This is a genomic window from Micromonospora sp. NBC_01796 (genome assembly GCF_035917455.1).
GTDB lineage: Bacteria > Actinomycetota > Actinomycetes > Mycobacteriales > Micromonosporaceae > Micromonospora_G.
In genome coordinates this window covers 6,312,744-6,339,179 of sequence record NZ_CP109078.1, presented here as the reverse complement: position 1 = coordinate 6,339,179, position 26,436 = coordinate 6,312,744, and the positions used below count along the sequence as shown (strand labels likewise).

Sequence of the window (26,436 nt, the reverse complement as noted above, 5' to 3'; positions counted from 1 at the left end):
TCCGCTCGCGCTGACCCACACAGCGCGAGAGGAGACACCAGAGATGGCCCGTTTCGCCCCACCACGCGGCCGAGCCCGAGCGGTGGCCGCACTGTCGGCCGCCGTACTCGCCGGCTGTATCGCCGTACCCGTCCTGATCACCGCTCCGGCCGCCGCCAGCCCCGCCGGGGATCCGGTCGGCGTCGGCGCTTCGAACGACTTCAGCGTGGAGAGCCTGCCGGACGGCGGATGGCGGGTCGAGCTGCGACTCGACGAGCCGCTGCCGGTCCGTGACGCCGTACCGGAACTGGCCGTCGACGGCCGCATCATCGGCACCGCCAGGGAGTCCGCGGACGGGCTGACCCTCAGCACCGAGACCACCGACGCCGCCGTCACCGGCGCCGAGCGCGTCGACGTCGGCTGGAACGGTACGGTGCCGGACCTCCAGCCGTCGCCGCAGCGGTCCGCCGCGGTGCCGCCCACCCGCAAGGGCCCACACAAGCGGAAGCCGGTCTACACCGACCCGGCCACCCCGGGCCGGTACGGCGTCGAGCGGCTCGACTACAACCTCGGCGACAGTGCCACGACCCTGACCGGCCTCGACAACCTCCCGGTGGAGCTGCGTGCCGCGGTGTACGCCCCGGCCCGCGCCAAGGGCGAGCGCCCCGTGGTGGTCTTCCTGCACGGCCGGCACTCGGCGTGTTACAACCCCACCACCCGACAGACCAACAACAGCAACTGGCCATGCCTGACCGGGTTCATCCCGATCGACAGCTACCTCGGCTACTCCGAGACCGCCGAGTCCCTGGCCAGCCACGGTTACGTCGTCGTGTCGATCAGCGCCAACGGCATCAACGCCAAGGACGCCACCAACACCGACGACAACGGCGCACTGGCACGTGGGCAACTGGTGATGAAACACCTGGACCTGCTGGCGAAGTGGAACGACAGCAAGGGCTTCCCGTGGTCGCGCCACCCGCTGTCCGGGCGGCTGGACCTGCGCAACGTCGGGCTGATGGGGCACTCGCGCGGCGGTGAGGGCGTGGTGGAGGCCGCCCTGCTCAACGCCGAGGGCCGGCACCCGTACGGCATCCGCGCCGTACTGCCGCTCGCACCCGTCGACTTCGGTCGCCCCACCCTGCCGGACGTCCCGATGGCGGTGCTGCTCCCCTACTGCGACGGTGACGTCTCCAACCAGCAGGGGCAGCACTTCTTCGACGACACCCGCTACTCGGTGGACGACAACGTGCTGCGTACCTCCCTGATGGTCATGGGAGCCAACCACAACTTCTTCAACACCGAGTGGACCCCCGGCGTCTCCGTCTCACCGTCGAACGACGACTGGTCGCCGGCCAACGACGAGGTGTGCGGCAGCGCCAGCCCGACCCGGTTGACCAGTGCCGAGCAGCGCGCCGTCGGTACGGCGTACATGGCCGGGTTCTTCCGGCTCGTACAGGGTGGGGAGACCGCGTTCCTGCCGCTGTTCGACGGCACCGACGGCACGGTGCCGTCGACCGGCCGGGCGGAGGTGTACACCCAGGCCCAGCAGCCCGGCTCGCGCCGCCTGGACCTCGCCCCGTTGGAACGGCCGACCGGGAACGTCTCGATCTCCGGCTTCGACCTCGGCGCGTACTGCCACAGCGTCGCCTCGCGGGTCCCCGCCGGAGACACACCGTGTTCGGCGACCACGGCGACGTCGAAGATCCCGCACTGGACGCCGGCCACCTTCGCCACGTCGGTACCGACCAGCCCGGTCCTGCGGGTCCAGTGGAGCCCTGCGTCCACGTCCCCGCAGGTGCGGGTGGCCCTCCCGCCGGGTGACCGGGACGTGCGCAGGTACGACGCGCTCACCCTGCGGGTGGCCCGGGACGAGGCCGCGGTGGGAGACGTCGATCTCGACGTCGCGGTGGTCGACCGGTCCGGCCGAACCTCGACCGTACGGGTGGGAGCCGTGAGCCCCGCCCTCGATCCCTTCCCGGCCTCGACGAACACACCGAACGGGATCAGCCGGCTGGGCAAGACGTGGCTGCGTACCGTCCGCCTGCCGATCGACTCGATGCGCGGGGTGGATCTGCGGGACATCCGCTTCGTCACCGTACGCCCGGCCACGCCAACGGGTGGGGCGTACCTGTCCGACATCACCTTCGACACCCCGTCCGTGGGCGGTGGTGGTGCCACCGGTGCGGCGCAGGTCAGCATCGCCGACGCCACCGTGAGCGAGGGAGCCGGACCGGGCACCGCGACGATGCGGCTGACCCTGAGCGACCGGCTCGGGAGCGCCGCGACGGTCCAGGTCCAGGCGGCGGCGAGCGGGTCCGCGTCGGCGGGACAGGTGCCGCTGCTGTCGTTCCCGGTGACCATCCCCAAGGGAGCCACCGGGGCACGGATCGAGGTGCCGCTGGTCGGCAACACGGCCGTCAACACGGCATCCCTGCGTTACAAGATCACCATCTCGGCACCCACCGGTGCCATGATCGGTGACGGGTTCGCCTGGCTCACCGTGCTCGACGACGACACCGTCTGACGGTGGACCTCGTCGTGGGGTCGGAGAGGTACGCCGACCCCACGACGGGGCACCGCCGGCCGCGCTCAGGCCAGGAGTTCGCGTACGCGGGGAATGACCTTTGTGCCGTACAGCTCGATGTTGGTCATCAGCGCGCCGTGGGACAGGCCGCCCATGCCGTACTTCAGGTCGAAGCGGGTCGCGCCGAGCGCGGTGAGGTTGGCCGCGATCTTCCGCGCGACGGTCTCCGGCGAGCCGACGAAGAGCGCCCCGTTCGGCCCGGTCTCGAACCGGAAGGAATCCTTCGTCGGTACGGCGAAACCCCGGGTCTTGCCGACCCGCCGGATGACCTCCAGGTAGCGCGGCCAGAACTCGTCGAGGGCCTGCTCGTCGGTGGCGGCGACGTGTCCGGGTGAGTGGACGCCGACCGGTCGTGCGGGCTGTCCGAGCTTCTCCAGCGCCTGGTGGAAGAGTTCGGAGAAGGGCGCGAAGCGGGCCGGGGAGCCACCGATGATCGCCAGCATCAGGGAGTAGCCGTAACGCGCGGCGCGGATGACCGACTGCGGGCTGCCGCCGACGCCGATCCAGGCAGGGAAGGGCCCGGACTCGGTGTACGGCACCACGTCCTGGTCGCGCAGCGGGGCACGTGTCCTGCCCTGCCAGGTCACCGGCCCGCCCTTGAGCAGCTCGGAGAAGAGGTGCGCCTTCTCCTCGAAGAGCTTCTCGTAGTCGGCGAGGTCGTAACCGAACAGCGGGAACGAGTCGATGCTGGAACCGCGTCCGAGGATCACCTCCGCCCGGCCGCCGGAGATGGCATCGAGGGTGGAGTAGCGCTGGAACACCCGTACCGGATCGTCCGAGCTCAGTACGGTGACCGCCGACCCGACCCGGATCCGGCTCGTACGCGCGGCGATCGCGGCGAGCGCCACGTCGGCCGCCGACAGCGGGAAGTCGTCGGTGTGGTGCTCGCCGATGCCGAAGAAGTCCACCCCGACCCGGTCGGCGAGGACGCCCTGTTCGACGACGTTGCGGATGGTCTGGGCGTGGGTGAGGGGGCGGTCGCCCTCGTCGTGGCTGACGTCGCCGAAGGTGTCGAGGCCGAGCACGAGGGGGAACCGCCCGCTCTCGGTCGCTGCGGTCGGTACGGCGTCCTGGGGTGCGGTGCTCACGTCGAGTCTCTCTGTTCTGGGCGGTGGTGGGGTGGCGAGCCCGGGTGGGGTGGGACCGGCGGGACGGGGCCCGGCCTACCCGGACCCGGTCTCCAGGGCCAGCTCGAACTCGGCCCGGCGCAGCGAGGCGCCGAAGACGGGGCCACCCGGTTCCAGCAGGCGGCCGGCACGGAGACTGTCGAGTCGTACGCTGTCGTAGCCGACACGCTCGACGAGTTCCGCCACGACCTTCACCGCGGCGGGGTCGTCCCCGGCGACGCCGAGCGCACGGCGTTCGGGTGAGCCCGGCGGGCGGCGTTCCTCCTCCAGCTCGTGGTAGCCGAACTGGTTGAACGACTTGACGACGGTGGACCGGGCGAGCCGCCGTTGGACGATCTCGCTGCTGCCGTACCGGCGGTCGTCGAACATCTCCTGGACACCGTCGATCGGTGGCCAGTAGTTCATCGTGTCGACGACGACCCTGCCGGCGACGACGGTGGGGTCGAAGGTCGCGAACCGGTGCAGCGGGATGGCCAGCACCACGATGTCGGCGTCCGTGACGGCGTCGGCGGCCCACCGTGGCTCGGCGCCGGGTACCAGCACCTGCGTGATGAGGGCGATCCGCGCGGGGTCGCCGGAGGCCGCGATGGTCACGGGATAGCCGGCGGCGAGCGCGACCCTCGCGATCACCGGTCCGGTGTGCCCCGCTCCGAGCACCGCGATCCGCGGCATCGGCGGCGGTACGGGCGGACCAACGGTCATGACCGTCCCTCCTCGGCGGGAACGGCGACCGGTGCCGGATGCAGGTGGCCCCGCAGCGTGCGCAGGATGTCGGCGAGCGCCTCGAACTGCTCGGGCGTCAGGGCATCGCCGAAGTGTCTCTTGATGGCCCTGAGGTGGGGCGCGGTCGAGGCCCGGAACATCCGCGCGCCGTCGTCGGTGAGCGAGACCTCGGATCCTCGGTTGTCGGTGGCGCAGTCGTCGCGGCGGATCAGTCCGCGCCGCTCCATCCGGCCGAGGTGGTGGGACAGGCGGCTGCGCTCCCAGTCGATGCTCTCGGCGAGTTCCGACGATCGCATCCGGTGGCCGTCCGCCTCGTTCAACGCCAACAGCACCTGGTAGTCGGCCGACGAGAGGTTCGACTCCTGGAGCAGCTGCGCCCCCAGGAGCTTGCGGAGTTCGTCGGTGGTGTCGAGCAACGACCGCCAGATCGCCAGTTCCCCGGCCGTCATCCGCCGCCGGGCCGCCGCGCCCACGGCTTCCTCGCCAACCCGCATGGTCCGCACCTCATCTCCTTGACGCGTCAACCATAGCTCGCATGATTGACGCGTCAATGATGGGTCGACCACAGGTCGGGAGCCGTTGGACGATGAGTACGCCCAGGAATGCTTCGGGACAAAAGGTGCGGGGAGGACGAACCCGATGTACGACGAGGAGGCGTCAGGCGGACGTGAACGAACCGGGGATGATCTCGCCGGCTGGCTCGTACGTACCGATCATGACGCCGGTGCCGGAGACCGCGCTGTGGACCAGCCTCAGCCCGCCGGGAACGACGCCCTCCGCGAACAGCCGCTTGCCCGCGCCGAGGACCACGGGGAAGACCAACAGGTGGTAACGGTCGACCAGGTGGTGGCGCAGCAACGTCTGGACCAGGTTTCCGCTGCCGTGCACCTGCAACTCCGGACCGTCCTCCTGCTTGAGCGCCAGGACACCCTCGGCCGCGTCCCCCTCGATCAGGACCGAGTTGCGCCACTCCAGGGTCGGACGACCGCGCGACGCGACGTACTTGGTGGCGTCGTTCATCGGGCCGGCGCCGTCCTCCGCCGAGGCGTGCGGCCAGTACGAGGTGAAGATGTCGTAGGTCCTGCGCCCGAGAACCAGGTCGAACGGCGGGCGCATCACCTCGGCCATGGCCCCGGCGACCTGTTCGTCCCAGTAGTTGACCATCCAGCCGCCGTACGGGAAACCGTGGTCGTCGTCCTCCCCCGGCCCGCCCGGGGCCTGCATGACCCCGTCGAGGGTCAGGAAGGTGCTCACGATCAGCTTTCTCATCCCTCGTTTCCTCCCGATCGGGTCCCGCCGTCCGCCCACTCGTCACGGCAGCTGCCCCGGGACGGTGCCCGTGCCGTGGTCACGGCACGGGCACCGCCGGGGCGAACCGGACTCGGCGTGGCCGAGGTCCATCCGGGCGGGACGCCCACCGACGGACGGACCGGGGCGGCCCTGATGGGCGCGGTTCGTCCGCCGGCCGACGGTTCCTAGGAGGTCAGGCAGAACGGGTGTCCCGCCGGGTCGGCGAAGACCCGGAACCGCTCACCGCCACCGTCCAGCCGCGACGCTCCCAGTTCCAGCGCCCGCGCCTCCCCTGCGTCGAGGTCGTCGACGAGGATGTCGAGGTGCGCCTGCTGGGGTTTGGTCGGGTCCGGCCACCGAGGCGGGTTGTAGTCGCTCACCTGCTGGAACATCACGCTCTTGCCGTCACCGGCGATGAGCGCACCCTCGGGGCCCTCGTACGTGACCTCCATGCCGAGCAGTTCGGCGTAGAAGCGAGCCAGCGCCGAGCTGTCGGGCGCGTCGATCGTCGGGGCGAACAGCCCCATCGTCGGGCCGACGCCGTCACGTTGGGAGAGGTCGAACGGGTGCCCGGCGGGGTCGGCCAGCGTGATCCAGGTCGCGCCCTCGGCCAGCTTGGTGGCACCGAGCTCGACGGCCCGCTGCGCCGCCGCCTCGTGCCCGTCGACCAGCAGGTCGAGGTGGAACTGCTGCGGGTGCTCCTGTCCGGGCCACTGGGGAGCGACGTGGTTCGGGGCGAGTTGGAAGGCGATCTCCTGGCCGTCCGCCGTCCGCACCGTGATCCAGTCGGAGTCCTTCCGGACGATCTCCCAACCGGTGAGTTCCGCGTAGAACGAGGCGAGTTTCTCGATGTCCGGCGCGTCGAGTGCGACGAGCTCCAGGCGTCCTGTCACAGTCATCCCCCCATCCTGCCCCCGCTCCCCGACAATTACAGCGCACCGCGCTGCCGCCACCGTCGCGTCCCGCCCGACCGACCGATCGACCCCGGTACGCACGCACGAGCACACATCCGCCGGTCCGGGCACTGCGGGAGGGCGGCGGCGTACCGCCCCCAGGTTGTCGGGGAACCGCCCGTCGCGGAACCAGGGCCCGGGCGTAGGCGCTCGGCTGGATCGTCGTCGGGGCGCCGGCCGCCTCCACCTGCGCGGTCAACCGGTCGATCCGGGCCCTGGCCCGCTCCACCAGCGGCGCGTAGCCCGGCGGGTCGGTGGCGAGACCCGCCTCGTACCCGCGGAGCACCATCTGGCCATGCTGATCGCCATGGCCCAGTTGCCCTCGGCCGCGAAGTGGTCGACGAGACCGGCCAGCTCGGACTCCTGCGGGTCGGCCACGGGCGTCTCCCAACGATCGACGTGGAGCCCTACCGTGCGTCGTCGACGGTAGACCCGGATCGCAACGGGGCACCCGTACCGCCCGGCTCGGGGTCGCGGCTCGGGTGGACCCGGTTGGGGCTGGCGTGCAGCGCGGCACGCAGGGCGGGCGGCATCCGGTCGACCACGTGCCGGGGGTACTCGACCCGCTGGCCGTTGACCAGGACGGCCAGGGCCGGCGGCGTCGCGGCGAAACACCGGTCGCAGCGTCCGACCGTACCGACGGGTTGGAACCGGCCACAGTCGGGGCAACGGTCCGGGGCGCCGTACGGGTGACGGACGGCGTTTCGCCGCCAGACCGTGAGCCGGTCCGGCACACCCGGCCACGACGGCAGGCCGAGATCCTCGGTCGGGGTCCAGTTCAACGCGAGTTCGCGGTGCAGGCGGGTGGTGCCGGTCGGCCCGTCCCGGTCGCCGCCGACGTACAGCAGCGTGTCGCCCCGGTAGGCGCGTACCGCGAGATACCCGCCGGTGTCGTCGTCCGGCGGCGGCCAGCACAACAGCAGGGTCCGGTGCGGGTCGCCCCGGACCGCCGCCACGGTGTCGAGTCGTTCGACCGGCGCCCACCGGCGGGCGTTCGCCGGGTGGTACCGGTTGCCGCCGCCCGCCGGGGGCGAGGCGTCGACCGCGCGTACGTCGGCGCCACGGTGGTGCAGCAGGGCGGCCCAGTAGCCGGTGCCGGCACCACCGTCGAGCACCGGTGAGTGGTCGGCGACGAGGGCCAGTGCGGCCTCGCTGGGCATCGCCCAGGCGAGCCGGCCGGCCAGTTCCCGCCGCCGACCGGGCAGGTCGAGCACCCGGGCCAGACCGGGCGCCACCCGCAGCGGACCGATCCCGGGTGGCCCGCCGGCGAGGATGGCGACCAGATCCAGGTACGGGTTGTCGGCCGGGCCGAGGCGGCGCCGGGTCAGCTCACCGAGCGCCGACTCGTACGCCTCCAACCGGTGCCGGCCGGTGAGCCAGTCCTGCCGGGTGGTCGCGGTGGCCGGGCCACCTGCCGGGCGTACCGCATCGGGGTAGCGGGCGGCGAAGTCCTCGTACGTCGGCAGTTTGCGAAGCTCGGCCAGGGTGACCGGGGCCAGCCACCGGGACCGGCGGGGGTACGGCTGCCCGGCGGGCAGGTGCCGCCACCGGTCCGGCCCACTGGGCACCACCGCCGCCCCGCAGGCCCCGCAGATCGGGTGACCGTCCACGAGTGCCCGCCGGCCGCCGAGCAGCAGCGGCCGGACCACCTCCCGGTGCCCGTCCGGCGCGACACCGACCGGGCTCATCGAATCCACCACCCGGGCCCGAGTCACAACCCGAGTACGCTGCGCCGCACCTCGGCGCTGTCGCGCAGTTCGTCGGCCGGACCGGCCAGGACCACCCGCCCCTCCCCCAGCAGGTACGCCCGGCTCGCGATGGCCAGCGCCCGCTGCACGTCCTGCTCGACCACGACGACGCTGACCCCCTGCGCGTTGATCCGCTCGATCGCGTCGTAGACCTCGTCCACCCGGACCGGCGCCAGACCGAGCGACGGCTCGTCGAGCAGGAGCAGCCGTGGCTGGGCCATCAGGGCCCGACCGATCGCGACCATCTGCTGTTCGCCACCGCTGAGGCTGCCGGCGAGCTGCCCGGCGCGTTCGGCCAGTCGGGGGAAGATCTCGTAGACGCCGGCCAGGGTGGCCCGGTGCTCCCGCCGGGCGCCCCTGCGGTAGGCGCCGAGGACCAGGTTGTCCAGCACCGTCATCCGGGGGAAGATCCGCCGTCCCTCGGGCACGATCGCCACGCCGTGCCCGCAGACCCGGTGGCCGCGCAGCCGGGTGATGTCGACACTACCGACGCTGATCCTGCCCCGGTGCGCCGGGTGGATCCCGGCGACGGCGTTGACCAGGGTCGACTTTCCGGCACCGTTGGGTCCGACGACGCAAACCGTCTCTCCCTCGTGGACCTCGATGCTGACGTCCCACAGCGCCTGCGCGTCGCCGTAGCGCACCTCGAGCTCTCGGACCTGCAGCAACGGCTCAGACATGGGCTTGCCTTCCCAGGTAGGCGCGGATGACGGCGGGATCGTTGAGTACGGTCTGCGGCTCGCCGTCGGCCAGGCAGGTGCCCCGGTCGAGTACGACCAGCCGGGTCGCCAGTTGGTTGAGCACCCGGAGCAGGTGTTCGACGATGACGATGGTGATGCCGCTCTCGTGGATCCGGCGCACCACGCGTACGGCGTTGTCGACCTCGGCCGGGTTGAGTCCGGCGAGCGCCTCGTCGAGCAGCAGCACCTTCGGGTTGGAGGCGACCGCGCGGGCCATCTCCAGCAGTTGGCGCTGGTGCAGGTTGAGGCTGGCCGGGTACGCGTCCGCGAGGTGGTCGAGCGCGACCGTGGCCAGGTGTTGTTCGGCGATCGGGCGGGCCCGGTGCAGCGGCAGCGACTCCCGGCCGAACATGATCGCCGTGGCCACGTTGTCCCGGACCGTCATCGAGTCGAACGGTCGGGGGATCTGGTAGGTACGGGCCATCCCGACGTGGGCGATCCGGTGCGGGGCCAGCCGGGTGATGTCCTGCCCGTCGATGCGGATCTCGCCACGGGTCGGCCGGAACGCGCCGGAGAGCAGGTTGACCAGGGTCGTCTTGCCCGATCCGTTCGGCCCGACCAGTCCCACCAGCTCGCCGGCCCGGATGTCCAGCGTGACGTCCTCCAGGGCGTGTACGCCGCCGAAGTAGCGGGCCACGTTGCGACACTCGATGAGCACCGCGCCGGGCCGCGCGTCACCGACGGTCGTGGTCGCGGTCGGCGGTCCGCCGTCGACGACCCCGGTCGACGCGAGGACCGCAACACCGGCGGGCGCGGACGGTGTCGGCGGGCCGGTCGTGGGCTGCTCCGTGACCGAACCGGCGGGTGCGGAGGGTGCCGCCGGGCGGCCCGGACGGGCGAAGCGAAGCCTCGCGGTTGCCCACCGCGACCCCAGGACGATGGCCAGCAGGCTCGCCACCAGCATCGCGACCACCAGCCAGTCCAGCAGTTCGCCCCAGACGTTGAGGATCGCCAGTCCCCCGCCGACGACGACCAGGGCGCCGAGCGCGACGAGCGGACGGGCCCGCAGCCGCGCGTAGAGGCCCTCCGGCGAGACCGCGACCAGCAGCGCGAGGATGCCCCCGAGGATGATCGAGTTCCAGGCGTCCAGCCCGTACGAGGAGAGCCGGTCCTGGAGGGTGACGATCAGGACCGCGCCGATGACCGGACCGAGCCAGTGGGTACGGCCGCCGAGCACCCCCATCACGATGACGAACAGCGGGATGGTCAGGCCGAAGACGCTCTCCACGGTGACGAAGCCGATCTGGAGCGCGTACACGCTGCCGGCGACTCCGCCGAGCACACCGCTGACCAGCATCGCCAGCATCTTGTACCGGAAGGTGGCCACGCCCATCACCTCGGCGACGTCCTCGGCGTCGCGGATCGCCGCCAGCGCCGAGCCGGTCCGGCTGTGCTGGATGACGTACGCGGCCGCGACCGCGATGCCCGCGACCAGCAGCGCCAGCAGGTACTGGAACTGCTGGAACGAGCCGAGCGCGGCGGGCAGCTCGGGGATCGGGACGGTGGTCCCCTGTCCGCCGTCGATCGACCGGTTGATCCGGGCGAACGCGGCGAGGATGAACGGCACGGCGAGGGTCAGCAGGGCGAAGATCTCGCCGCGCAGCGAGCCGAGCCGGAACGCGACGGCGCCGACGCCGAGCGCGAGCAGTCCGCACAGGACGCCGGCGAGCGGGACGGTGAGGAAGAAGTTGACGCCGTGCCGGCCGGCCAGCACCGCGGTGGTGTAGGCGCCGACCCCGACGTACGCGGCCTGGCCGAAACTGAAGTAGCCGCTGTAGCCGGAGAGCACGTTCCAGCTCGTCGCCTGGGCGATCCAGAAGCAGATCGAGCCGAGCAGGATCAGATAGAACGACGGCAGGCCGAGCTGGTCGCTGAACGCGCCCACGGCCATCAGCACCAGGAACGCCACCAACAGTCCGATTCCACCTCTGCGGATCATCGGACACCTCCCGCCGCGAACAGTCCCTGCGGGCGCAGCAGCAGGGCGAGGATGATTGCCGAGAAGAGCACGAACGGGGCGGTCGCGGGTGACCACACCGCGGAGACGACCCCGGAAAGCACGCCGACCAGGATCCCGGCCGCGAAGGTGCCGACCACCTCCCCGATCCCGCCGAGGATGACCACCGCGAAGACGGTGCCGAACCACTCGTACGCGGTCTCCGGGGTGAGCGCGTTGGACAGTGCGAAGACCATTCCGGCCAGGGCGGCGGTGGCGCCGACGACCCCGCCGAGCAGCACACTGAGCCGCCGGTGGTCGACGCCGAACGCACCGGCGACCGCCCGGTCCTGGGCGATGGCCCGCAGCGCCCGGCCGGCGAAGGTACGTCGCAGCACCACGTGGGCGGCGATCACCACCAGTGCGGCCAGCCCGAAGGCGACCAGCGTGGTGATCGGGAGGACCAGCCGCCCGAGCTCGATCGACCGGGTCGCGTACGGGTTGGTCCCGGCCGACATCCGCCGGAAGTCGGCGCTCCAGATGTTGCTGGTCACCTGGATGGTGATGATCAGCAGCCCGAAGCTCACCAGCAGTGAGTTGAACTCGGTGAGCCGCAGCCGGTCGAACAGCCACTGGATGGCGGCACCGGCGACGAACAGCGCCGGGACGGTGATCACCAGCGTCAGGATCGGATCGAGGTGCCAGGAGGTGGCCAGTTGGAAGGTCAGGTAGGCGCCGATCAGGATCAGGCCGAAGTGGGCCAGGTTGATGATGCGCAGTACGCCCCAGGTCACCGATAGGCCGGTGGCCATGAGGGCATAGAGGCCACCGATCAGCGCTCCGGTGAGCGTGGCCTGGATAACGTTCATGCGGGGTCGCCTCGGGTCGGGTCGGGACCGGGTGCCCGGCGAGGGCCGGGCACCCGGTGGCGGTCAGGAGCGGGGGCCCTGCAACTGGGCGGCGGCCTTGTCCGCCGGCCAGACGGTGACCCAGTCGCCCTTCTGGATCTGCTTGATGCTCTGGGTGGTGGGCCAGAAGTTCTGCACCTTCGGGTCGAAGGTCAGGTGCCCGCTGAACGTGGTGTCGGCGCCCTTGGAGTGCAGCGAGTCGCACATCTCGCGCTGGTCGGTGCCGCCGGTGTCGGTGACCGCGTCGGTGAGGATCTGCCACGCGTTCCAGGACGCCGCGGCCTGGGTCTCGAAGACCGTGTACGGCAGCTTGGCCTCGGTCGCCCGCTTGGTGAACTCGGTGGTGATCTCGGTGGCCTCCGGGCCGAGCTTGTCCAGGGTGGGCTTGTTCGGCTCGAACATCGAGACCGACAGCATTCCCTCGGCCTCGTCGCCGAGTTCGAGCAGCGGTCCGGGCGCCGGGAAGAGCCCGAACATCTGCTTCGGCCGGTAGTTGAGCTGCGCCATCGCCTGCAGGAGGTTCGCCGCGTCCACGCCGAGCCCGTTGTTGATGATCAGGTCGGGGTTGGCGTCGCGGACCTGGGCGGCGATCGGTGCCCAGTCGGTGGTGGTCGGCGGGTAGTGGACGTCGGCCACCACGTCGAGGCCGCGTTCCTTGGCGATGCTCAGCGCGCCGGACTTGTCGTTGCCGAAGCCGTCGGAGACGAAGGCGGCCGAGCCGCTCTGGCTGGTCAGCACCGCGACCGTCTTCGGTGGGGTGGGCAGCGAGGCCAGTGCGTCGAAGAGCTGGTTGGGGATGAAGCTGTTCGGCGTGGGGCTGATCGACCAGGCCGGGAACTGGCAGTCGTAGGTGAGCTGGGGGGCCAGCACGGCGCTGTGCTGGGGCATGACGTACCCGTGCCGCTGGGCGACGGCCATCGCCGACAGGATGTTCGGCGTGGCGTACGGGCCGAGGATCAGGTCGACCTTGTCCTGGCTGATCAGACGCTCGTAGAGCTGGCTGACCTTGGCCTGGTCCGACTGGTCGTCGACGACCTTCCACTCGACCTTCCGGCCGAGCAGCCCGCCGGCGGCGTTGAGCCGGTCGACGAACTCCTCACCGGCGATCTTGTGGATCTGACCGGTGGCGGCGAACGCGCCGGTCAGGGAGAGCGTCGAGCCGACGACGATGGGCTTGTCGCTGTCCTTGCCGCCGGAGCCGGAGCCGTTGCCGCATCCGGCGGCCGCGACGCCGAGCATCAGGACGGTGCCGATGACGGCCATGGAACGCCTGCGCATCAGAGTGACCTTTCGTTGGATGGATGAGCGCGGACGGGTCAGCGCACGGCCCCGGTGTCGTGGACGACCGCGCCGCCGACCACGGTCAGGACCGACGAGATCTTCTTGAGCCGCTCGACCGGAACGGTGAAGTAGTCGTCGTTGAGGACGACGACGTCGCCGAGCCGGCCGACCTCGAGGCTGCCGAGCAGGTCCTCGTCCGCCCCGCCGAGGAACCACTGGTTGTCGCGGGTGTAGAGGCTGAGCAGTTCCTTGCGGGTGATCTGCTGGCCGGCGTTGATCACCTCGCCCCGGGCGTTCTTCCCGGTCACCGCGTAGTAGGCGTGGATCCACGGGTTCATCGGGGCGATCTGCATGCCGTCCGAGCTCATCCCGGCCGGGATCCCGTTGTCGACGATCATGCGGAACGGTGGGCCGGCCGCCGCGCCGGTGCCGGCGAGGTACTGCCAACCGGTCAGGTTCACCCCGCCGCCGATCGCCTTGAGCCGGTTGACGTACTCCTCGGTGATCTTCGGTACGTGGGCCACCACCCAGCGCAGGTCGGCGATGCTGGTCTCGGCGTGCACCGCCTCGAACGCCTGGATCTGGGTCTGGAAGTCGGAGCCGCTGAGCGAGTGCACCTCGATCCGCCAGCCGGCCTTCGCGGTCCGCCGGGCGGCCTCCAGGAAGACCGGGCCGCCGGAGTAGCTGGCCGCGATGAACTCACCGATGGCACCGGTACGGACCATGTCGTTGCCGAAGAACTGGAACGCGTTGAGCAGCCGCTGGTTGAGCGTGGCGACGTTGGTGTCGGTGTCCTGGTGCAGGTAGTTGATCCGCAGCCGGATGATGCCCTTCGCCTCGTCGTAGACGGACAGGAACGGCAGGTGCATGGCGTAGTTGTCCTCGTGGGCGGCGCCGTCGGCCGGGGTGTTGGTGGCCTGGAACGCCCCCTGGTCGAGGTGGGTGGTGACGCCGAGGCCGGCGGCGTACCCCATCGCGTCGAGCACACCCCGCTTGCGGGACTCGAAGGTGAGGGTCTGGCGCAGGGCGAGGGTGGCCTTCCCGGTCTCGGTGCCGCCGGCGATCGAGCCGTCGGGGCCGACCGTGACCGGGATGGCGGCCTGCTCGAGGAATCTCCTGCCGAGGCTGTTGGTGACCGACGGGCCGGTGAACCCGATGGAGAGGTAGACCGGGTGGTGCGGCAGGGCCTTGTCCAGTTCGGCGAGGGTGGGCATCCGTACCTCGGTGAACTGGTTGAAGTGGAAGCCGCCGATGGTGGTGATGAACTCACCCGCCGGTACGTGCCGGGCCCGGTCCCGCAGGGTGTTCTGCACGTCCGCGATGGAGTAGGCGTTCTCCAGCGGGGTGTGGTGACCGGGTCGGTTGCCCATCAGCACGATGTGGTTGTGGCAGTCGATCAGGCCGGGGACGGCGGTGCGGCCGTGCAGGTTGATGGTGCGCGGCTTGCCCTCGAAGCCGCGGGTGGCCGCCCGCTCGTCGGTGCCGACGTACACGATCTTGCCGTCCTGGATCGCCAGTACGCTGGCCACCCGGTCGCGCCGGTCCATGGTGTGGATCCGGCCGTTGTAGAGGACCAGGTCGGCCCGGAGCGCGCCCTCGCGGTAGTGCTCGCTGGCGCTGGCCGGGCCGGCGCCGGTGGCGGCGCCCACCGCGGCGGCCGCACCGGCCACCGCCCCGTTGCGCAGGATGCTGCGCCGGGAAAGTCCTCGTTGTTCCTCATTGCTCATTTTGCGGTCACCTCTGGGGGATGCGCGCCGGCAGCCGCCGGGACAGGGCCGGGTCGGCGCGGGTGGTGGGTCGGTTGCGCGGGACCACCGGGAGGAATCGGTGGTCGGAGGGGGGTGGAACGGGTGGGGCTGGGCCGCGCGGAGTCCGGTTGGCCGGCGTCGCGACAGCGGCGCCCGAGTGCGATGTTCGTTCTGGCCGGCGTCGCGACAGCGGCGCCCGAGTGCGATGTCTGTTGGATCGGCCCGGCCCGTGGTGGGCGCTCACGGACTCGGGCGCGGGCCGGCGGTACGGGGTCCGGCGTGGACGGTCAGGGGACGGGCGGGACGGTAGGGGCGTGGGGTGCAGGGCGGACCCGACCTGGACGCCCCGGGTTGGTCATCGTTGCGAGGCGAGAACCTGCCGGCGGCGCAGCAGCGGTGGGACGCTGCCGAGCAGGCCGACCACTACGGCGGCGGTGCCCCAGCCGTAGCCGGCGAGGTCGTCCAGGCCGAGCGGGTTGTCGAGCGACCAGGCACCGGGACCGGTGTACGCCAGCACGGCCGCCAGTGCGGCGTAGACGAAGGCGACCTCGTAGCCGCCCAGGTGGGCCCAAAGGCCGTTGCCGACGTTGACGGCGGCTGCGACGGTCATCGTGCCGATCACGATGGCGGCGCCGAGCGGGGTCAGCAGTCCGAGTGCGATCAACGCCGCGCCGGCCAGTTCCGCGGTGCCGGCCAGCACCGCCATCTGCCTGCCCGGCCGGATTCCCCAGCCGTGGAAGATCGCGCCGGTGCCGGTCGGGCCCTGGCCGCGGAACCAGCCGAACAGCTTCTGGGTGGCGTGCCCGAACAGGAGCGCCGCCAGGAGCAGGCGCAGGAGCAGGAGTCCGAGGCTCATGCCACACCGCCGGGGATCGGCTCGACAGGCTGGCGTGTGGCCGGGGAGACGCAGCGGCGGGCGATTTGTTCGGGGGTGCCGGCGTCCGCGGTACTGCGGATGGGGACAACCGCTGGCGACAGTGCCATGACTCTCCTCCGGAAGCTGAGCCGTTCGGAAAACCAGTGATGCGGACGATCGTCCGCTACACGGACGTCACGCGAATCACAATCTCCGCCCGGACCTGGGTAATGTCAAGACTCAAGCCGGAAACAATTGCGCCAGGGCGCGGACTGGTGTTCGCTGAACGGTCAGAGGGCCTCCGACTCGACCGGTCGGGTGGCCACGCCCGGCCCCCGCGCGTGGCGCGGGTCGAGTCGCCGGGCGATCAGGAGCCGCCTTGCGCCCCGTGATGGACTGGTATCCGCGCGGCGTCCCCGGACGGCGGCAACCACCGCGGGTCACCCCCGGGCAGCAGCAGAACCGACACGGTACGACGGATTGAGGCGACGATGGCGCAGCGCGGAGAAGGACCGGACTTCATCGAGGCCCTGGCCCGAGGACTGGACGTGATCACCGCGTTCCACGCCGACAATCCCCGGCTGAGCCTGACCGAGGTGGCCGCCGCCGCCGGGCTGGCCCGACCCACCGCACGGCGTTTCCTGCTCACCCTCGAGGAACTGGGCTACGTACGGGCCGAGGCGGGCAGCTACGAGCTCACCCCCCGGGTGCTGGAGCTGGGCATGGCGTACATCGGCGCGCTGTCGCTGTGGGACATCGCCCGTCCGCACATGCAGGACCTGGTCACGGCGACCGGGGAGTCGACGTCGATGGCGCAGCTCGACGGGTCCGACATCGTCTACATGGCCCGGGTGGCGGTCCCCAAGATCATCGCACTGCGGGTGCAGATCGGCACCCGGTTCCCCGCGCAGGTGACCTCGCAGGGCAAGGTGCTGCTCGCCGCGCTCGACCCGGACAACCTCAACACCGTACTCGCGCTGCCGAGCCGGTCCGGGGTGCAGCCACGGGTCCGGCACACCCGGACCGCGATCGACACCACCCTGCGCGAGGTACGCGCCCGCGGCTGGGCGCTCGCCGACGACGAGCTGGCCCCGGGCATCCGCTCGGTGGCGGTGCCCATCCGGGACGGTCACGGTGTGGTGCGGGCGGCGATGAACGTGACCGTCAACTCGGTCGAGACGAGCGTCAAGACCCTGATCGAGCAGCACCTGCCGTACCTGATCAAGGCAGCGAGCGCGATCAGCGCCGACTGGGCACGCTGGCAGTCCCGGCCCCAGGTCGAGTCGCCGGCCGCCGGGGAAGCCGCCGGCCAGGCGTGACGAGCCGCGCCGCACGACGCAGGGCCGCCCGGCCGGTGACGGTGGTGTCGGGGCGGCCGGGCGGCTGACGTACGCCGGTTGTCAGGTGGCGATGTCCGGGTACGGCAACGAGAAGTGGGCCAGCCGGACGGCGTACTCCTTCTGGAAGGCCAGCGGCTCCGTGTGGTCGCGCTCGAACATGGCGATGAACAGCGTCAGCGTCAGGAACGGGTGGGCGCCCAGCTCGAAGAGCCGGACGTAGTCGTGGGCGGCCAGCGCGTCCCGCTCGGCGTCGGTGAAGCGCAGCCAGGTGCTGGCCTCACCCGTGTGGCTGTTGAGCAGCTCGTTGGCCCGCTCCGCCTCCCACCAGTCGACCGTGCCGCGCGGGTCGTCCCGGTAGCGTTCCACCAGCTCGGGATCGCGGTCCACCAGGTACAGGAACTTGTCGATCAAATACTTGCTCATGCCGGTCCTCCGCTGCGCTCCGTACCGCCATTGGACCTGAGCTGACCGATTCGCTCGCTGCGCTCGCTCATGCCGGGACCCCGTTCGGGTACCAGGTGAAGTACGCCTCCATGGTGTGGAACAGGTCGAGGGTGTCGACGTGGTCCGCCTTCACGCCCGCGCCGGCCACCCCCATCATCAGCATGAAGTCCATGAAGCCATGGGTGGCGTTGCCGGGGGCGTGCAGGCTGTCCAGGGTGATCTCGGAGAGGCAGCCGTCCAGGTCACCGTTGGCGATCCACTCCACCGCCCGGCGATCGAACTCCGGGTCCGGGCCGTGCGGACCGAACTGGCGCGGTCCGCCGAGTTCCAGCGAGAGGTGGCCCGTACCGATGATCGCCACCCGAAGGTCGCTGGGCCAGGATTCGACCAGTTCGCGGATGGTCTGTCCGAGCTGGACGAAACGCTTCGGCTGGGGCAGCGGCGGGGCGAAGATGTTCGTGTAGATCGGCACGATCGGCAGGTCGGCCTCGGGCCGCAGGGTGATGATCGGGCAGGTGATGCTGTGGTCGATCCGCAGCTCGTTGCTGAACGCCAGGTCGAAGCCCGCGTCCAGCCCTTCCCGCAGCAGGTGGCCGGAGAGGTCCTCCTGGCCGCGCAACAGCATCCGGGGCAGGCCGAACTCGCGTTCCTCGTTGTACCAGTTGGCGTCGTAGAACGGCGCCTTGCCGATCAGGAACTGCGGCATGTTGTCCAGCCAGAGCTGGTGGAAGTGGTCGGAGCCGACCATGACCAGCACGTCCGGCCGGGCCCGGGTGAGCGTCTCCCGGAAGGCCGTGATCTTCCGGACCCACTCGTCGGCGAAGGGCGGCCGGTCCTCGCCCTGCGCCGTACTGGCCCGGTAGTAGAACGGATGGTGGGTGGAGGCGATCACCGCGGCGATGGTGGCCATCGCGGCTCCTTTCAGGCGGGGGTGGGTGGTACGTAACGGGCGTTGCGGTCGACGGTCCGGTAGATCTCCATGCCGAGGCCGTTGCGGCGTTCCTCGGCCAGGTGCCCCAGCAGTCCGGCGGCGCGAGCGAGCAGGGCGAAGCCGCGCAGCAGGTCCACCGGCAGCCCCAGGTCGGCCAGCGCGGCGCCGCAGACACCGGCGCCGTTGAGCGGCAGGGTACGTCCCAGCACCTGCGGGTGGACCCGGCCGATCGCCTCGAACAACCGCAGGTGGGGGCCGTGCAGCCCCTCCTCGTCGGCGATCCGGATCAGCACCGGCGTACGCGGGTCCTGTTCCTTGTGCACGGGGTGGCCCAGGCCCGGGACGAGCCGGCGCTCGGCGCGGGCCCGGGTCACCGCGGCCAGCGCGACGGCGTCGAACCCGGCATCGTCGGCGGGCGGTTCGGTGAGGTCGGCGAGTGCGTCGGCGAGGAACCGGCCGCTGTCCTCGGTGACACCGAGGAAGCGGGAGCCACCGCCGAGCAGACCGGCCGCGAGCGCACCCTGCAGTGCCTCGGGCGCGCTCAGGTACGTCATCCGGGCGGCGATCGCGGTCGGGGTGAAGCCGTGGTCGGCGAGCGCCACCAGCACCGCCTCGAACAGTCGGACCTGCGACGGGGACGGGCGGCGCTGGGCGACCAGCCAGAAGGCCAGCTCGCCGAAGCCGACCTTGCCCATCAGGTCGGCGGCCAGGTCCTGCCCGAGCAGCCGGATGGTGCTGGCGTCGGAGGTGCCGATCGAGGTGGGGAAGCTCAGCTCTGGGTCAGCCACTTGCGGATCTCCTCGCCATGTTCGTCGAGCCCCGGCGGGGGCAGTTCGTAGCGTGCTCGGGTGGCCGAGAACGTGATCGGGTTGCGGACCATGGGCACCGCCGCCTCCCCCTCGCCCACGGTGACCACCGGGTCCAGGCCGAGTTCGGTGGCGAAGGCGACGCCACGGTCGATGGTGTTGATCGGCGCGCAGGGCACGCCGGCCGCGATCAGGTCGGCGAACCACTCGTCGCGGGTGCGGGTACGCAGCCTCTCGACCAGCAGCGGTCGCAGCTCCTCCCGATGGGCGGTGCGGTCCTGGTTGCGGCCGAACCGTGGGTCGTCGACGAGTTCCGGCAGGCCGAGCACTTCGCAGAGCTTGCGGAACTGCCCGTCGTTGCCGGCGATGACGATCAGCTCGCCGTCGGAGGTCGGCAGCGGCTCGTACGGGAACAGGCTCGGGTGGGCGTTGCCCATCCGGTACGGCACCACACCACCGGCGACGTACCCGCTGCTGTGGTTGACCAGCCCGGACAGTGCCGAGGACAGCAGGTTGACCTCGACGTGCTGTCCTTCTCCGCCACGGTCGCGGTGGTGCAGCGCGGCCAGGATGCCGATCGAGGCGTGCAGCCCGGCCATCACGTCGAACACCGAGATGCCGGCCCGGTACGGCGAACCGTCCGCATCACCGGTGAGGCTCATCAGCCCCGAGATCGCCTGGACCATCAGGTCGTATCCGGGCAGTGCGGCGCCACCGCCGGTGCCGAACCCGCTGATCGAGGCGTAGATGACCCCGGGGTTGCCGGCCGCCACCGAGTCGTAGTCGAGCCCGAACCGGCGCAGGCCGCCGGGCTTGAAGTTCTCGATCATCACGTCGGCGCGCCGGGCGAGTTCCCGGGCGGCGGCGAGATCCTCCGCCGAGCGCAGGTCGAGGGCGATGGACCGCTTGTTGCGGTTGATGCCCAGGTAGTAGGTGGAGACGTCGTCGCGGACCGGTGGCATCCAGGTCCGGGTGTCGTCTCCGGCGGGGCCCTCGACCTTGATGACCTCCGCGCCGAGGTCCGCCAGCAGCATCGTGGCGTACGGCCCGGCGAGAATCCGGGAGAAGTCCGCCACCAGCAGTCCGGCCAGGGGTCCCGGCGAGCCGCCGGCACCGCTCCGATCCGCCATGCTCGTGCCTCCGTCCGTATCACGGACGATTGTCCGTGGAAGACAGTCTGTGCCGGCACCGACCGGGTGTCAACCGATCATGCCACCCTCCGAGGCCACCGCGAGGGCCAACGAGAGCAGGCCAGCGGCACCTCGACGGCGATGCCGTTCGCGGCAATTATCCCGGTGCCGTAATCATCCGTTGACACTCCCACAAAAGCGGAGCAATAATTCGCCCCTCACCTCCCTCCACCATACGGACGGTCGTCCGCATCGATTTACATTCCCGCGACGATTGGAGCTGACCGATGGGTACCAGCGACTCCGGCGCCGTGCAACGGCCGCCGCAGCCCGGCCGTCCGGTGCTGTTCCGCAACGGCCTCGTCCTCACCATGGACGACACACACCAGGTACTACCGGGGGCCGACGTCCTCGTGATCGACGAACGCGTCGCCGCGGTCGGGGTCGGCCTGACCGCGCCGGAGGGTGCCCTGGAGATCGACGCCACCGGCGGGATCCTGATGCCGGGCATGATCGACACCCACCGGCACATGTGGCAGACCGCGATGCGGGGGTACGGCGCCGACTGGACCCTGAGCCAGTACTTCGTCTGGTACTACCTGGAATCCGGCCGACTCTTCCGCCCCGAGGACGTGTACGCCGGCAACGTCCTCGGCGCGCTCGAAGCCCTCGACGCCGGGGTCACCACCACCGTCGACTGGTCGCACGGGCTGCAGACCCCGCAGCACGCCGACGCGGCCGTCGACGCCCTGGAGGCGGTCCCCGGTCGTTTTGTCCTCGCGTACGGCAACATCCAGCAGGGGCCCTGGGAGTGGTCGGCCACCCCCGAGTTCCGCGACTTCGTCAACCGCAGGCTGCACGGCCGCGGCGACATGCTCGGCTTCCAGATGGCCTTCGACGTCACCGGCGACCCGACCTTCCCGGAGAGGGCGGCCTTCGAGGTGGCCCGGGACCTCGGCGCCACCGTCACCACCCACGCCGGTGTCTGGGGTGCCACCAACGACGACGGCATCCGGCTGATGCACGAGAACGGCTTCATGACCCCCGGCACCATCTACGTGCACGCGGCGACGCTGACCCACGACTCGTACAACCGGATCGCCGCCACCGGGGGCTCGGTCTCGGTCTCCACCGAGAGCGAGCAGAGCGCCGGCCAGGGCTACCCGCCCACCTGGCAGCTCCGCCACCACGACATCCCGGTGTCGCTGTCGATGGACACCAGTGTCTGGTGGAGCGGAGACCTCTTCTCCGCCATGCGCTCCACCCTCGGCGCGGACCGCTCCCGCGAACACCTGGAGGCGCACGCCCACCAGGAGACGATCACCCACTGCCACCTGCGGGCCGAGCAGGTGGTGGACTGGGCCACCCGGGGCGGCAGCCGGGCGCTCGGACTGGACGGCTCGGTGGGCAGCCTGGAGCCGGGCAAGAAGGCGGACGTCGTACTGATCAAGAACGATCGCTCGCCGGTGATGTTCCCGGTGCTCAACCCGTACGGGCACGCTGCGTTCCAGGCCCAGCGCGGCGACGTGCACACGGTCCTGGTCAACGGCCGGGTGGTCAAGTACGAGCACCAGCTCGTCGGGGTCGACCTGGCCGCCGCCCGGCGCGACGTCGAGCGGACCATCGACCACCTGATCGGCGAGATGGGCGAGGACGCCTGGAGCAAGGGCATGAACCCGGACATCCCACAGACCAAGGTGATGGACAACCCCTACACGTACACCAAGTGGGACGCCGGCTCGGCGCAGTGGAAGCGCTGAGCACCGGCCCCACCCGGGACCGTGCGGGCCGGGTCGCGACGGGAAGTCGTGGCCCGGCCCGCCGGCACGGCTCGGTCGAGGTGCGGGCGGCTCGGTGCCCACCCCCGTGTCCGGCTGACGGTCAGCGGCCCGCCGCCGCGCGGTCCCGGTCCCGGCGTTCCATGGCCTTGCGCAGCAGCGCGATCAGGACCTCCTTGCCGGACTGCCGCTGCCGGGCGTCGCAGAGCATCACCGGTACGTCCGGGTCGAGGTCGAGCGCGAGCTGGACCTCTTCGAGTTCGTACCGGCGGGCACCCTCGAAGCAGTTCACCGCGACGATGAACGGGGTGCCCTGCCGCTCGAAGTAGTCGATCGAGGGGAAGCAGTCGGCCAGCCTGCGGGTGTCGGCGAGGACAACCGCGCCCAGCGCACCGAGGGCCAGTTCGTCCCAGACGAACCAGAACCGGTCCTGCCCCGGCGTGCCGAACAGATAGAGGACCAGATCGTCGTTGATCGTGATCCGGCCGAAGTCCATCGCCACGGTGGTGGTGGTCTTCGCCTCGACACCGGAGATGTCGTCGATCCCGATGCCCTGCTCGGAGAGGACCTCTTCGGTACGGAGCGGTCCGGTTTCGCTGACGGCGCCGACCATGGTGGTCTTGCCCACCCCGAACCCGCCGGCGATCAGGATCTTGAAGGCGGTCGGCAGCCCACGGCCACCGGCGGATGCGTCAGAGTGCTCGTAGTCCATTGATCACTGCCTCGAATACGCTGTCGTCCGGTAGGGCGGTCGCCGGCCGGGGTTCCCGCACCTCCACGAAGTGCCGCTCGAGCAGGTCGCCGAGCAGTACGCGGATGGTGCCCAGGGGCAAATTCAGGTGCGCCGCGACCTCGGCGACCGACTGGGTCCGCTGGCAGAGGCCGACGATGGCGAGGTGTTCGGGTCCGAAGCCGACCTCCAGCGGAGCGTCGGCCCGGATGGCCAGCACCAGCGAGATCAGGTCGAACCTGCCTCGGATGGGCCTGGTCCGGCCACGGGTCATCGCGTACGGACGGACCACCGGCCCCGCGTGGTCATCAACCCACTGGTCCTCCAAGGATCCTCCCCCAGCGCCTGTCATGGCGGACTACTTCTCTCCACCCGGAGACGACCCCGCACCGGGCTCCCGCGCGGGTGAGGCGAGGAACTTGCCGGCCCGGGTCACCAGCATCGCCATCTCGTACGCGATCAGCCCGACGTCGGCGTCCTCGTCGGCGAGTACGGCCAGGCACGCGCCCCGGCCCGCCGCGGTGACGAACATGAACTGGGACTGCATCTCGATGATGGTCTGTTGCACCGGGCCGCCACCGAACCGCTTCCCGGCCCCCCGGGCGAGGCTCTGGATTCCGGCCGCGACCGCCGCCAGGTGCTCTCCGTCGTCGCGGCCCAGCCCCTTCGAGCGGGCGACCAGCAGGCCATCCACGGACAGGACGATGGCATGCTCAGCCTGCTTGACCCGGCCGACCAGATCATCCAGCAACCAGGCCAGGTCGGCGCTCGACGCTGTCTTGTGCACCACTCGTTGTCCTCTGTCTCCTGTCGGCGAGGGGTCGCCGAGTCGATCTCCTGGTTCGGTCACGTACGCGGCTGGTCCCGGGGTTCGTCGTCCGCCCCGTCAGCCGCAGCGGGCTGCGCCTGCGCCTCCTCGTGCGTCAGCCGGGCCGCGTCGGAGCGGCCACGCCTGGTGCCGCTCTGGTAGGAGCTCATCATCGAGCGGACCTGCTCCGGCGGGCGCGGCGCCTCGACGTCGTCGGCCTCGACCGGCGTACCCCGGTCCTCGTCCTGCAACGGCTTGGCGAGGTTGGCCTGCCGGACCCGCACCGGGAGCCCGGACGGGGTCTGGGCCGCCTTCTCCGGTGTGGTCGCCGCCGGCTGGTCCTCGACCGCCGGGACACCGGGCCGCTCGACGGCCGGCGACGCCTGCGACAGGCTCGACCCGGAACGTTGGTGCGGGATGAGGGCCTCCATCCGCTGGGTGGTCAGCGGTGGGCGGGCGGACCGCGCCGGCAGCGGGGGCGGCGGGTCGGTCTCGTCCGCCACCGCCGGGCCCGGTCCCCACGACATCGGTGCCGGGGCGCTCGGGTGGTCCGCTCCCCCGCCCACGGTCGTCGCGCCGACCCGCACGTTCGGCGCGACCCCGGTGGGCGCCGGGCGGGCCGGCTCCGATTCCGGCTGGTCCTGCTCCGCGCCGGTGTCGGTGACCAGGCTGAGCGGGATGAGCACCACCGCGGTCGTACCGCCGTAGGGCGACTCCTTGAGGTGTGCCCGTACGCCGTGCCGCTCGGTGAGCCGGCTGACCACGTACAGGCCCAGGCGGGTGGCGTTGGCGAGGTTGAACTCCTGCTGGCTGACGATCTGGTCGTTGGCCGCGGCGAGATCCTCCTCGGTCATGCCGAGCCCACGGTCCTCGATCTCGACGACGAACCCGTTCGCCACCATCTGTCCCTTGACCTCGACCCCGGTGTGCGGGGGCGAGAAGGAGAGCCCGTTCTCGATCAGCTCGGCCAGCAGGTGGATCACGTCACCGACCGCCCGCCCGGCCAGGGCCACCGAACCCATGGGGAGCACGGTGACCCGGGTGTAGTCCTCGACCTCGGCCACCGCGCCGCGTACCACGTCGACCATCGGCACGTTGCGGCGCCAGGCGCGACCCGGCTTCGAGCCGGAGAGCACGATCAGGTTCTCGGCGTTACGCCGCATCCGGGTGGCCAGGTGGTCGACCCGGAACAGGTCCTCCAACTCCTCGGCGTCGTTCTCCCGGCGCTCCATCGCGTCGAGCAGGATGAGCTGGCGGTGGACCAGTGCCTGGGTACGCCGGGCGAGGCTGAGGAAGATGTCCCGTACGCTGCGCCGCAGCTCGGCCTGCTCGACCGCGGTACGGATCGCGGTCTCCTGGACCGCGTTGAACGCCTGCCCCACCTGGCCGATCTCGTCGTTGCCGAAGTCCAGCGGCGGTGCCTCGGCGGAGACGTCCACGTCCTCCCCCCGGCCGAGCCGCTCGACCACGCCGGGCAGCCGCTCATTGGCCAGCGTGCGGGCCGCCTCGCGCAGTCGTTCGAGCTGGGCCACCAGGGCACGGGCCGTGGTCACCGACACGATGACCGAGGCGATGACGGCGAACGCGCCGAGGACGGCGGCGAGCAGGATGCGGACGATCACCCAGATGGCGCCCGGCGTGCTGCGCTCGACGATGCCGTCACCACCGGTGACCACGACGTCGTGAAGCTGCTGCAACGCCGGCTCGACCACGCCCTGCCAGTCGGCGAGCTTGATCGGTGGTGCCGTGCCGGTCCGGGTGCCGAGGATCAACCGGTCCTCGGAGCCGTGCAGCCGGACGAACGCGTCCCCGGCGAGCATCTCGTCGTACCGGGCCCGGTCGCGCCGCTCCAGGTCGCTGACGGTCTTGATGCCCATGAACCGTTGTGCCCCGACCAGCTTCGCGACCTCGGCGGACTCCGCGGGGGTGATCCTCCCGGCGGACAGGATGCCGGTGACCAGGGCGTCCTCTTGGGAGATCAGCTCGTACTGGCGGTTCAGGTCGATCAGGGCGGCGGCCTGGGTCGCGATCGTCTCGTCGTCCAGGCTGCCCAGCGCGTCGTAGACGCGGAAGATCCCGTCGACCACATCGGTGTAGGCGGCGGCCGCCGCGCCCCGGTCGATGGTGCGGGCGTCGACCTGGGTCCGGATGGTGTCCAGTTCGTCGAGCTGGACGACGGTCGCGCCGACCCGACGCTTGAGTTCCGAGGAGCCGGCGACGTCGGCCTGGCGGCCCTGCGCGGACTGCCGGAACTCGGCCGCGAGGTTCCGGGTGTTCGTCCGCGCGGCGTCCAGCTCCGTGCCGGCGGCCTTGGGCGCGCCCAGGTACGCCAGCGACAGGCGTCGCTCGTCCTGGAGTCCCTGCAGCAGTGGCTCGCTCGGCTCGTAAACGTAGACGTTGAGCGCCTGGGCGAAGAGCAGGTTCGTTCCCTCGCGCAGCGTCACCCACGCGGCGAACACCCACAGGGCCGTGAGCGAAACCAGGAGAGCGACCACTTTGGTACGCAGATTCGCGCTGCTGCCGCGAGGAATGCGGGGAGCCATTACACCGTCCCAGGCCGGGTTTGGGGTCGTCTTCATATGTCGGCGATACGGCG

At 71.1% G+C, this 26,436-nt stretch carries 24 protein-coding genes; 3 read left to right on the top strand and 21 right to left on the bottom strand.

The window, feature by feature from the left end; translation table 11 throughout:
- The first annotated feature begins 43 nt into the window (after nucleotides 1–43).
- Complete coding sequence (locus OIE47_RS28580; protein ID WP_326557607.1) at nucleotides 44–2,503, top strand: alpha/beta hydrolase family protein; 2,460 nt, start codon at nucleotides 44–46, stop codon at nucleotides 2,501–2,503.
- 65 nt (nucleotides 2,504–2,568) lie between these two features.
- On the opposite strand, the gene OIE47_RS28575 is transcribed toward OIE47_RS28580, so the two are convergent.
- The 13 genes from OIE47_RS28575 to OIE47_RS28515 form a co-directional block, all read right to left on the bottom strand.
- On the bottom strand, nucleotides 2,569–3,651 hold the full coding sequence (locus OIE47_RS28575; RefSeq protein WP_326557606.1) for an Atu2307/SP_0267 family LLM class monooxygenase: 1,083 nt from the start codon (nucleotides 3,649–3,651) through the stop codon (nucleotides 2,569–2,571).
- Between the two features lie 75 nt (nucleotides 3,652–3,726).
- A complete protein-coding gene (locus OIE47_RS28570; RefSeq protein WP_326557605.1) occupies nucleotides 3,727–4,392 on the bottom strand; it encodes an NADPH-dependent F420 reductase in 666 nt (221 codons plus the stop codon).
- On the bottom strand, nucleotides 4,389–4,907 hold the full coding sequence (locus tag OIE47_RS28565) for a MarR family winged helix-turn-helix transcriptional regulator (RefSeq protein ID WP_326557604.1): 519 nt from the start codon (nucleotides 4,905–4,907) through the stop codon (nucleotides 4,389–4,391). Before OIE47_RS28565 ends, OIE47_RS28570 begins: the two co-directional genes overlap by 4 nt.
- A 163-nt stretch (nucleotides 4,908–5,070) precedes the next feature.
- The gene (locus tag OIE47_RS28560) at nucleotides 5,071–5,682 is read right to left on the bottom strand and encodes a dihydrofolate reductase family protein (protein ID WP_326557603.1); all 612 of its coding nucleotides are present in this window, start codon (nucleotides 5,680–5,682) and stop codon (nucleotides 5,071–5,073) included.
- Between the two features lie 206 nt (nucleotides 5,683–5,888).
- On the bottom strand, nucleotides 5,889–6,602 hold the full coding sequence (locus OIE47_RS28555; RefSeq protein WP_326557602.1) for a VOC family protein: 714 nt from the start codon (nucleotides 6,600–6,602) through the stop codon (nucleotides 5,889–5,891).
- Between the two features lie 249 nt (nucleotides 6,603–6,851).
- Nucleotides 6,852–7,034 carry a hypothetical protein gene (locus OIE47_RS28550; protein WP_326557601.1) on the bottom strand — a complete coding sequence of 61 codons (183 nt, stop codon included), beginning with the start codon at nucleotides 7,032–7,034 and terminating at the stop codon, nucleotides 6,852–6,854.
- A gap of 29 nt (nucleotides 7,035–7,063) precedes the next feature.
- Nucleotides 7,064–8,344 (bottom strand): class I SAM-dependent methyltransferase, encoded by a 1,281-nt coding sequence (locus tag OIE47_RS28545; RefSeq protein ID WP_326557600.1) that lies wholly within the window; start codon nucleotides 8,342–8,344, stop codon nucleotides 7,064–7,066.
- 23 nt (nucleotides 8,345–8,367) lie between these two features.
- Complete coding sequence (locus OIE47_RS28540) at nucleotides 8,368–9,084, bottom strand: ABC transporter ATP-binding protein (RefSeq protein WP_326557599.1); 717 nt, start codon at nucleotides 9,082–9,084, stop codon at nucleotides 8,368–8,370.
- Nucleotides 9,077–11,083: a branched-chain amino acid ABC transporter ATP-binding protein/permease gene (locus OIE47_RS28535; RefSeq protein WP_326557598.1), complete on the bottom strand. Its 2,007-nt coding sequence runs from the start codon at nucleotides 11,081–11,083 to the stop codon at nucleotides 9,077–9,079. Before OIE47_RS28535 ends, OIE47_RS28540 begins: the two co-directional genes overlap by 8 nt.
- Entirely contained in the window at nucleotides 11,080–11,949 is an 870-nt protein-coding gene (locus OIE47_RS28530) for a branched-chain amino acid ABC transporter permease (RefSeq protein ID WP_326557597.1), read from the bottom strand. The genes OIE47_RS28535 and OIE47_RS28530 overlap by 4 nt, the downstream gene beginning before the upstream one ends.
- 63 nt (nucleotides 11,950–12,012) lie before the next feature.
- Nucleotides 12,013–13,266 carry an amino acid ABC transporter substrate-binding protein gene (locus tag OIE47_RS28525; protein WP_326557596.1) on the bottom strand — a complete coding sequence of 418 codons (1,254 nt, stop codon included), beginning with the start codon at nucleotides 13,264–13,266 and terminating at the stop codon, nucleotides 12,013–12,015.
- A gap of 38 nt (nucleotides 13,267–13,304) precedes the next feature.
- Nucleotides 13,305–14,996 carry an amidohydrolase gene (locus tag OIE47_RS28520; protein ID WP_326557595.1) on the bottom strand — a complete coding sequence of 564 codons (1,692 nt, stop codon included), beginning with the start codon at nucleotides 14,994–14,996 and terminating at the stop codon, nucleotides 13,305–13,307.
- A gap of 376 nt (nucleotides 14,997–15,372) precedes the next feature.
- On the bottom strand, nucleotides 15,373–15,873 hold the full coding sequence (locus OIE47_RS28515; protein ID WP_326557594.1) for a DoxX family protein: 501 nt from the start codon (nucleotides 15,871–15,873) through the stop codon (nucleotides 15,373–15,375).
- A 491-nt stretch (nucleotides 15,874–16,364) separates the two neighbouring features.
- Between OIE47_RS28515 and OIE47_RS28510 the strand changes: the two genes are divergently transcribed.
- Nucleotides 16,365–17,192 carry an IclR family transcriptional regulator domain-containing protein gene (locus tag OIE47_RS28510; protein WP_326557593.1) on the top strand — a complete coding sequence of 276 codons (828 nt, stop codon included), beginning with the start codon at nucleotides 16,365–16,367 and terminating at the stop codon, nucleotides 17,190–17,192.
- 81 nt (nucleotides 17,193–17,273) lie between these two features.
- Here OIE47_RS28510 and OIE47_RS28505 read toward each other — a convergent pair whose 3' ends face one another.
- The 4 genes from OIE47_RS28505 to OIE47_RS28490 all read right to left on the bottom strand — a co-directional run bounded on the left by OIE47_RS28505 (nucleotide 17,274) and on the right by OIE47_RS28490 (nucleotide 20,524).
- Entirely contained in the window at nucleotides 17,274–17,636 is a 363-nt protein-coding gene (locus OIE47_RS28505) for a hypothetical protein (RefSeq protein WP_326557592.1), read from the bottom strand.
- A gap of 67 nt (nucleotides 17,637–17,703) precedes the next feature.
- Nucleotides 17,704–18,567 carry an extradiol ring-cleavage dioxygenase gene (locus tag OIE47_RS28500; protein WP_326557591.1) on the bottom strand — a complete coding sequence of 288 codons (864 nt, stop codon included), beginning with the start codon at nucleotides 18,565–18,567 and terminating at the stop codon, nucleotides 17,704–17,706.
- 11 nt (nucleotides 18,568–18,578) lie between these two features.
- Nucleotides 18,579–19,376: a citryl-CoA lyase gene (locus OIE47_RS28495; protein ID WP_326557590.1), complete on the bottom strand. Its 798-nt coding sequence runs from the start codon at nucleotides 19,374–19,376 to the stop codon at nucleotides 18,579–18,581.
- Complete coding sequence (locus OIE47_RS28490) at nucleotides 19,358–20,524, bottom strand: CaiB/BaiF CoA transferase family protein (RefSeq protein WP_326557589.1); 1,167 nt, start codon at nucleotides 20,522–20,524, stop codon at nucleotides 19,358–19,360. Before OIE47_RS28490 ends, OIE47_RS28495 begins: the two co-directional genes overlap by 19 nt.
- A gap of 287 nt (nucleotides 20,525–20,811) precedes the next feature.
- Between OIE47_RS28490 and OIE47_RS28485 the strand changes: the two genes are divergently transcribed.
- The gene (locus OIE47_RS28485; protein ID WP_326557588.1) at nucleotides 20,812–22,284 is read left to right on the top strand and encodes an amidohydrolase family protein; all 1,473 of its coding nucleotides are present in this window, start codon (nucleotides 20,812–20,814) and stop codon (nucleotides 22,282–22,284) included.
- A 121-nt stretch (nucleotides 22,285–22,405) separates the two neighbouring features.
- On the opposite strand, the gene OIE47_RS28480 is transcribed toward OIE47_RS28485, so the two are convergent.
- The 4 genes from OIE47_RS28480 to OIE47_RS28465 are packed head-to-tail and all read right to left on the bottom strand — an operon-like array spanning nucleotide 22,406 to nucleotide 26,419.
- Nucleotides 22,406–23,014 carry a GTP-binding protein gene (locus OIE47_RS28480; RefSeq protein ID WP_326557587.1) on the bottom strand — a complete coding sequence of 203 codons (609 nt, stop codon included), beginning with the start codon at nucleotides 23,012–23,014 and terminating at the stop codon, nucleotides 22,406–22,408.
- Nucleotides 22,995–23,384, bottom strand: coding sequence for a DUF742 domain-containing protein (locus OIE47_RS28475; RefSeq protein ID WP_326557586.1), 390 nt, complete (start codon nucleotides 23,382–23,384; stop codon nucleotides 22,995–22,997). The genes OIE47_RS28480 and OIE47_RS28475 overlap by 20 nt, the downstream gene beginning before the upstream one ends.
- 6 nt (nucleotides 23,385–23,390) lie before the next feature.
- Entirely contained in the window at nucleotides 23,391–23,822 is a 432-nt protein-coding gene (locus OIE47_RS28470) for a roadblock/LC7 domain-containing protein (RefSeq protein ID WP_442791999.1), read from the bottom strand.
- A gap of 56 nt (nucleotides 23,823–23,878) precedes the next feature.
- A complete protein-coding gene (locus OIE47_RS28465; protein ID WP_442791998.1) occupies nucleotides 23,879–26,419 on the bottom strand; it encodes a nitrate- and nitrite sensing domain-containing protein in 2,541 nt (846 codons plus the stop codon).
- Nucleotides 26,420–26,436 lie beyond the last annotated feature (17 nt).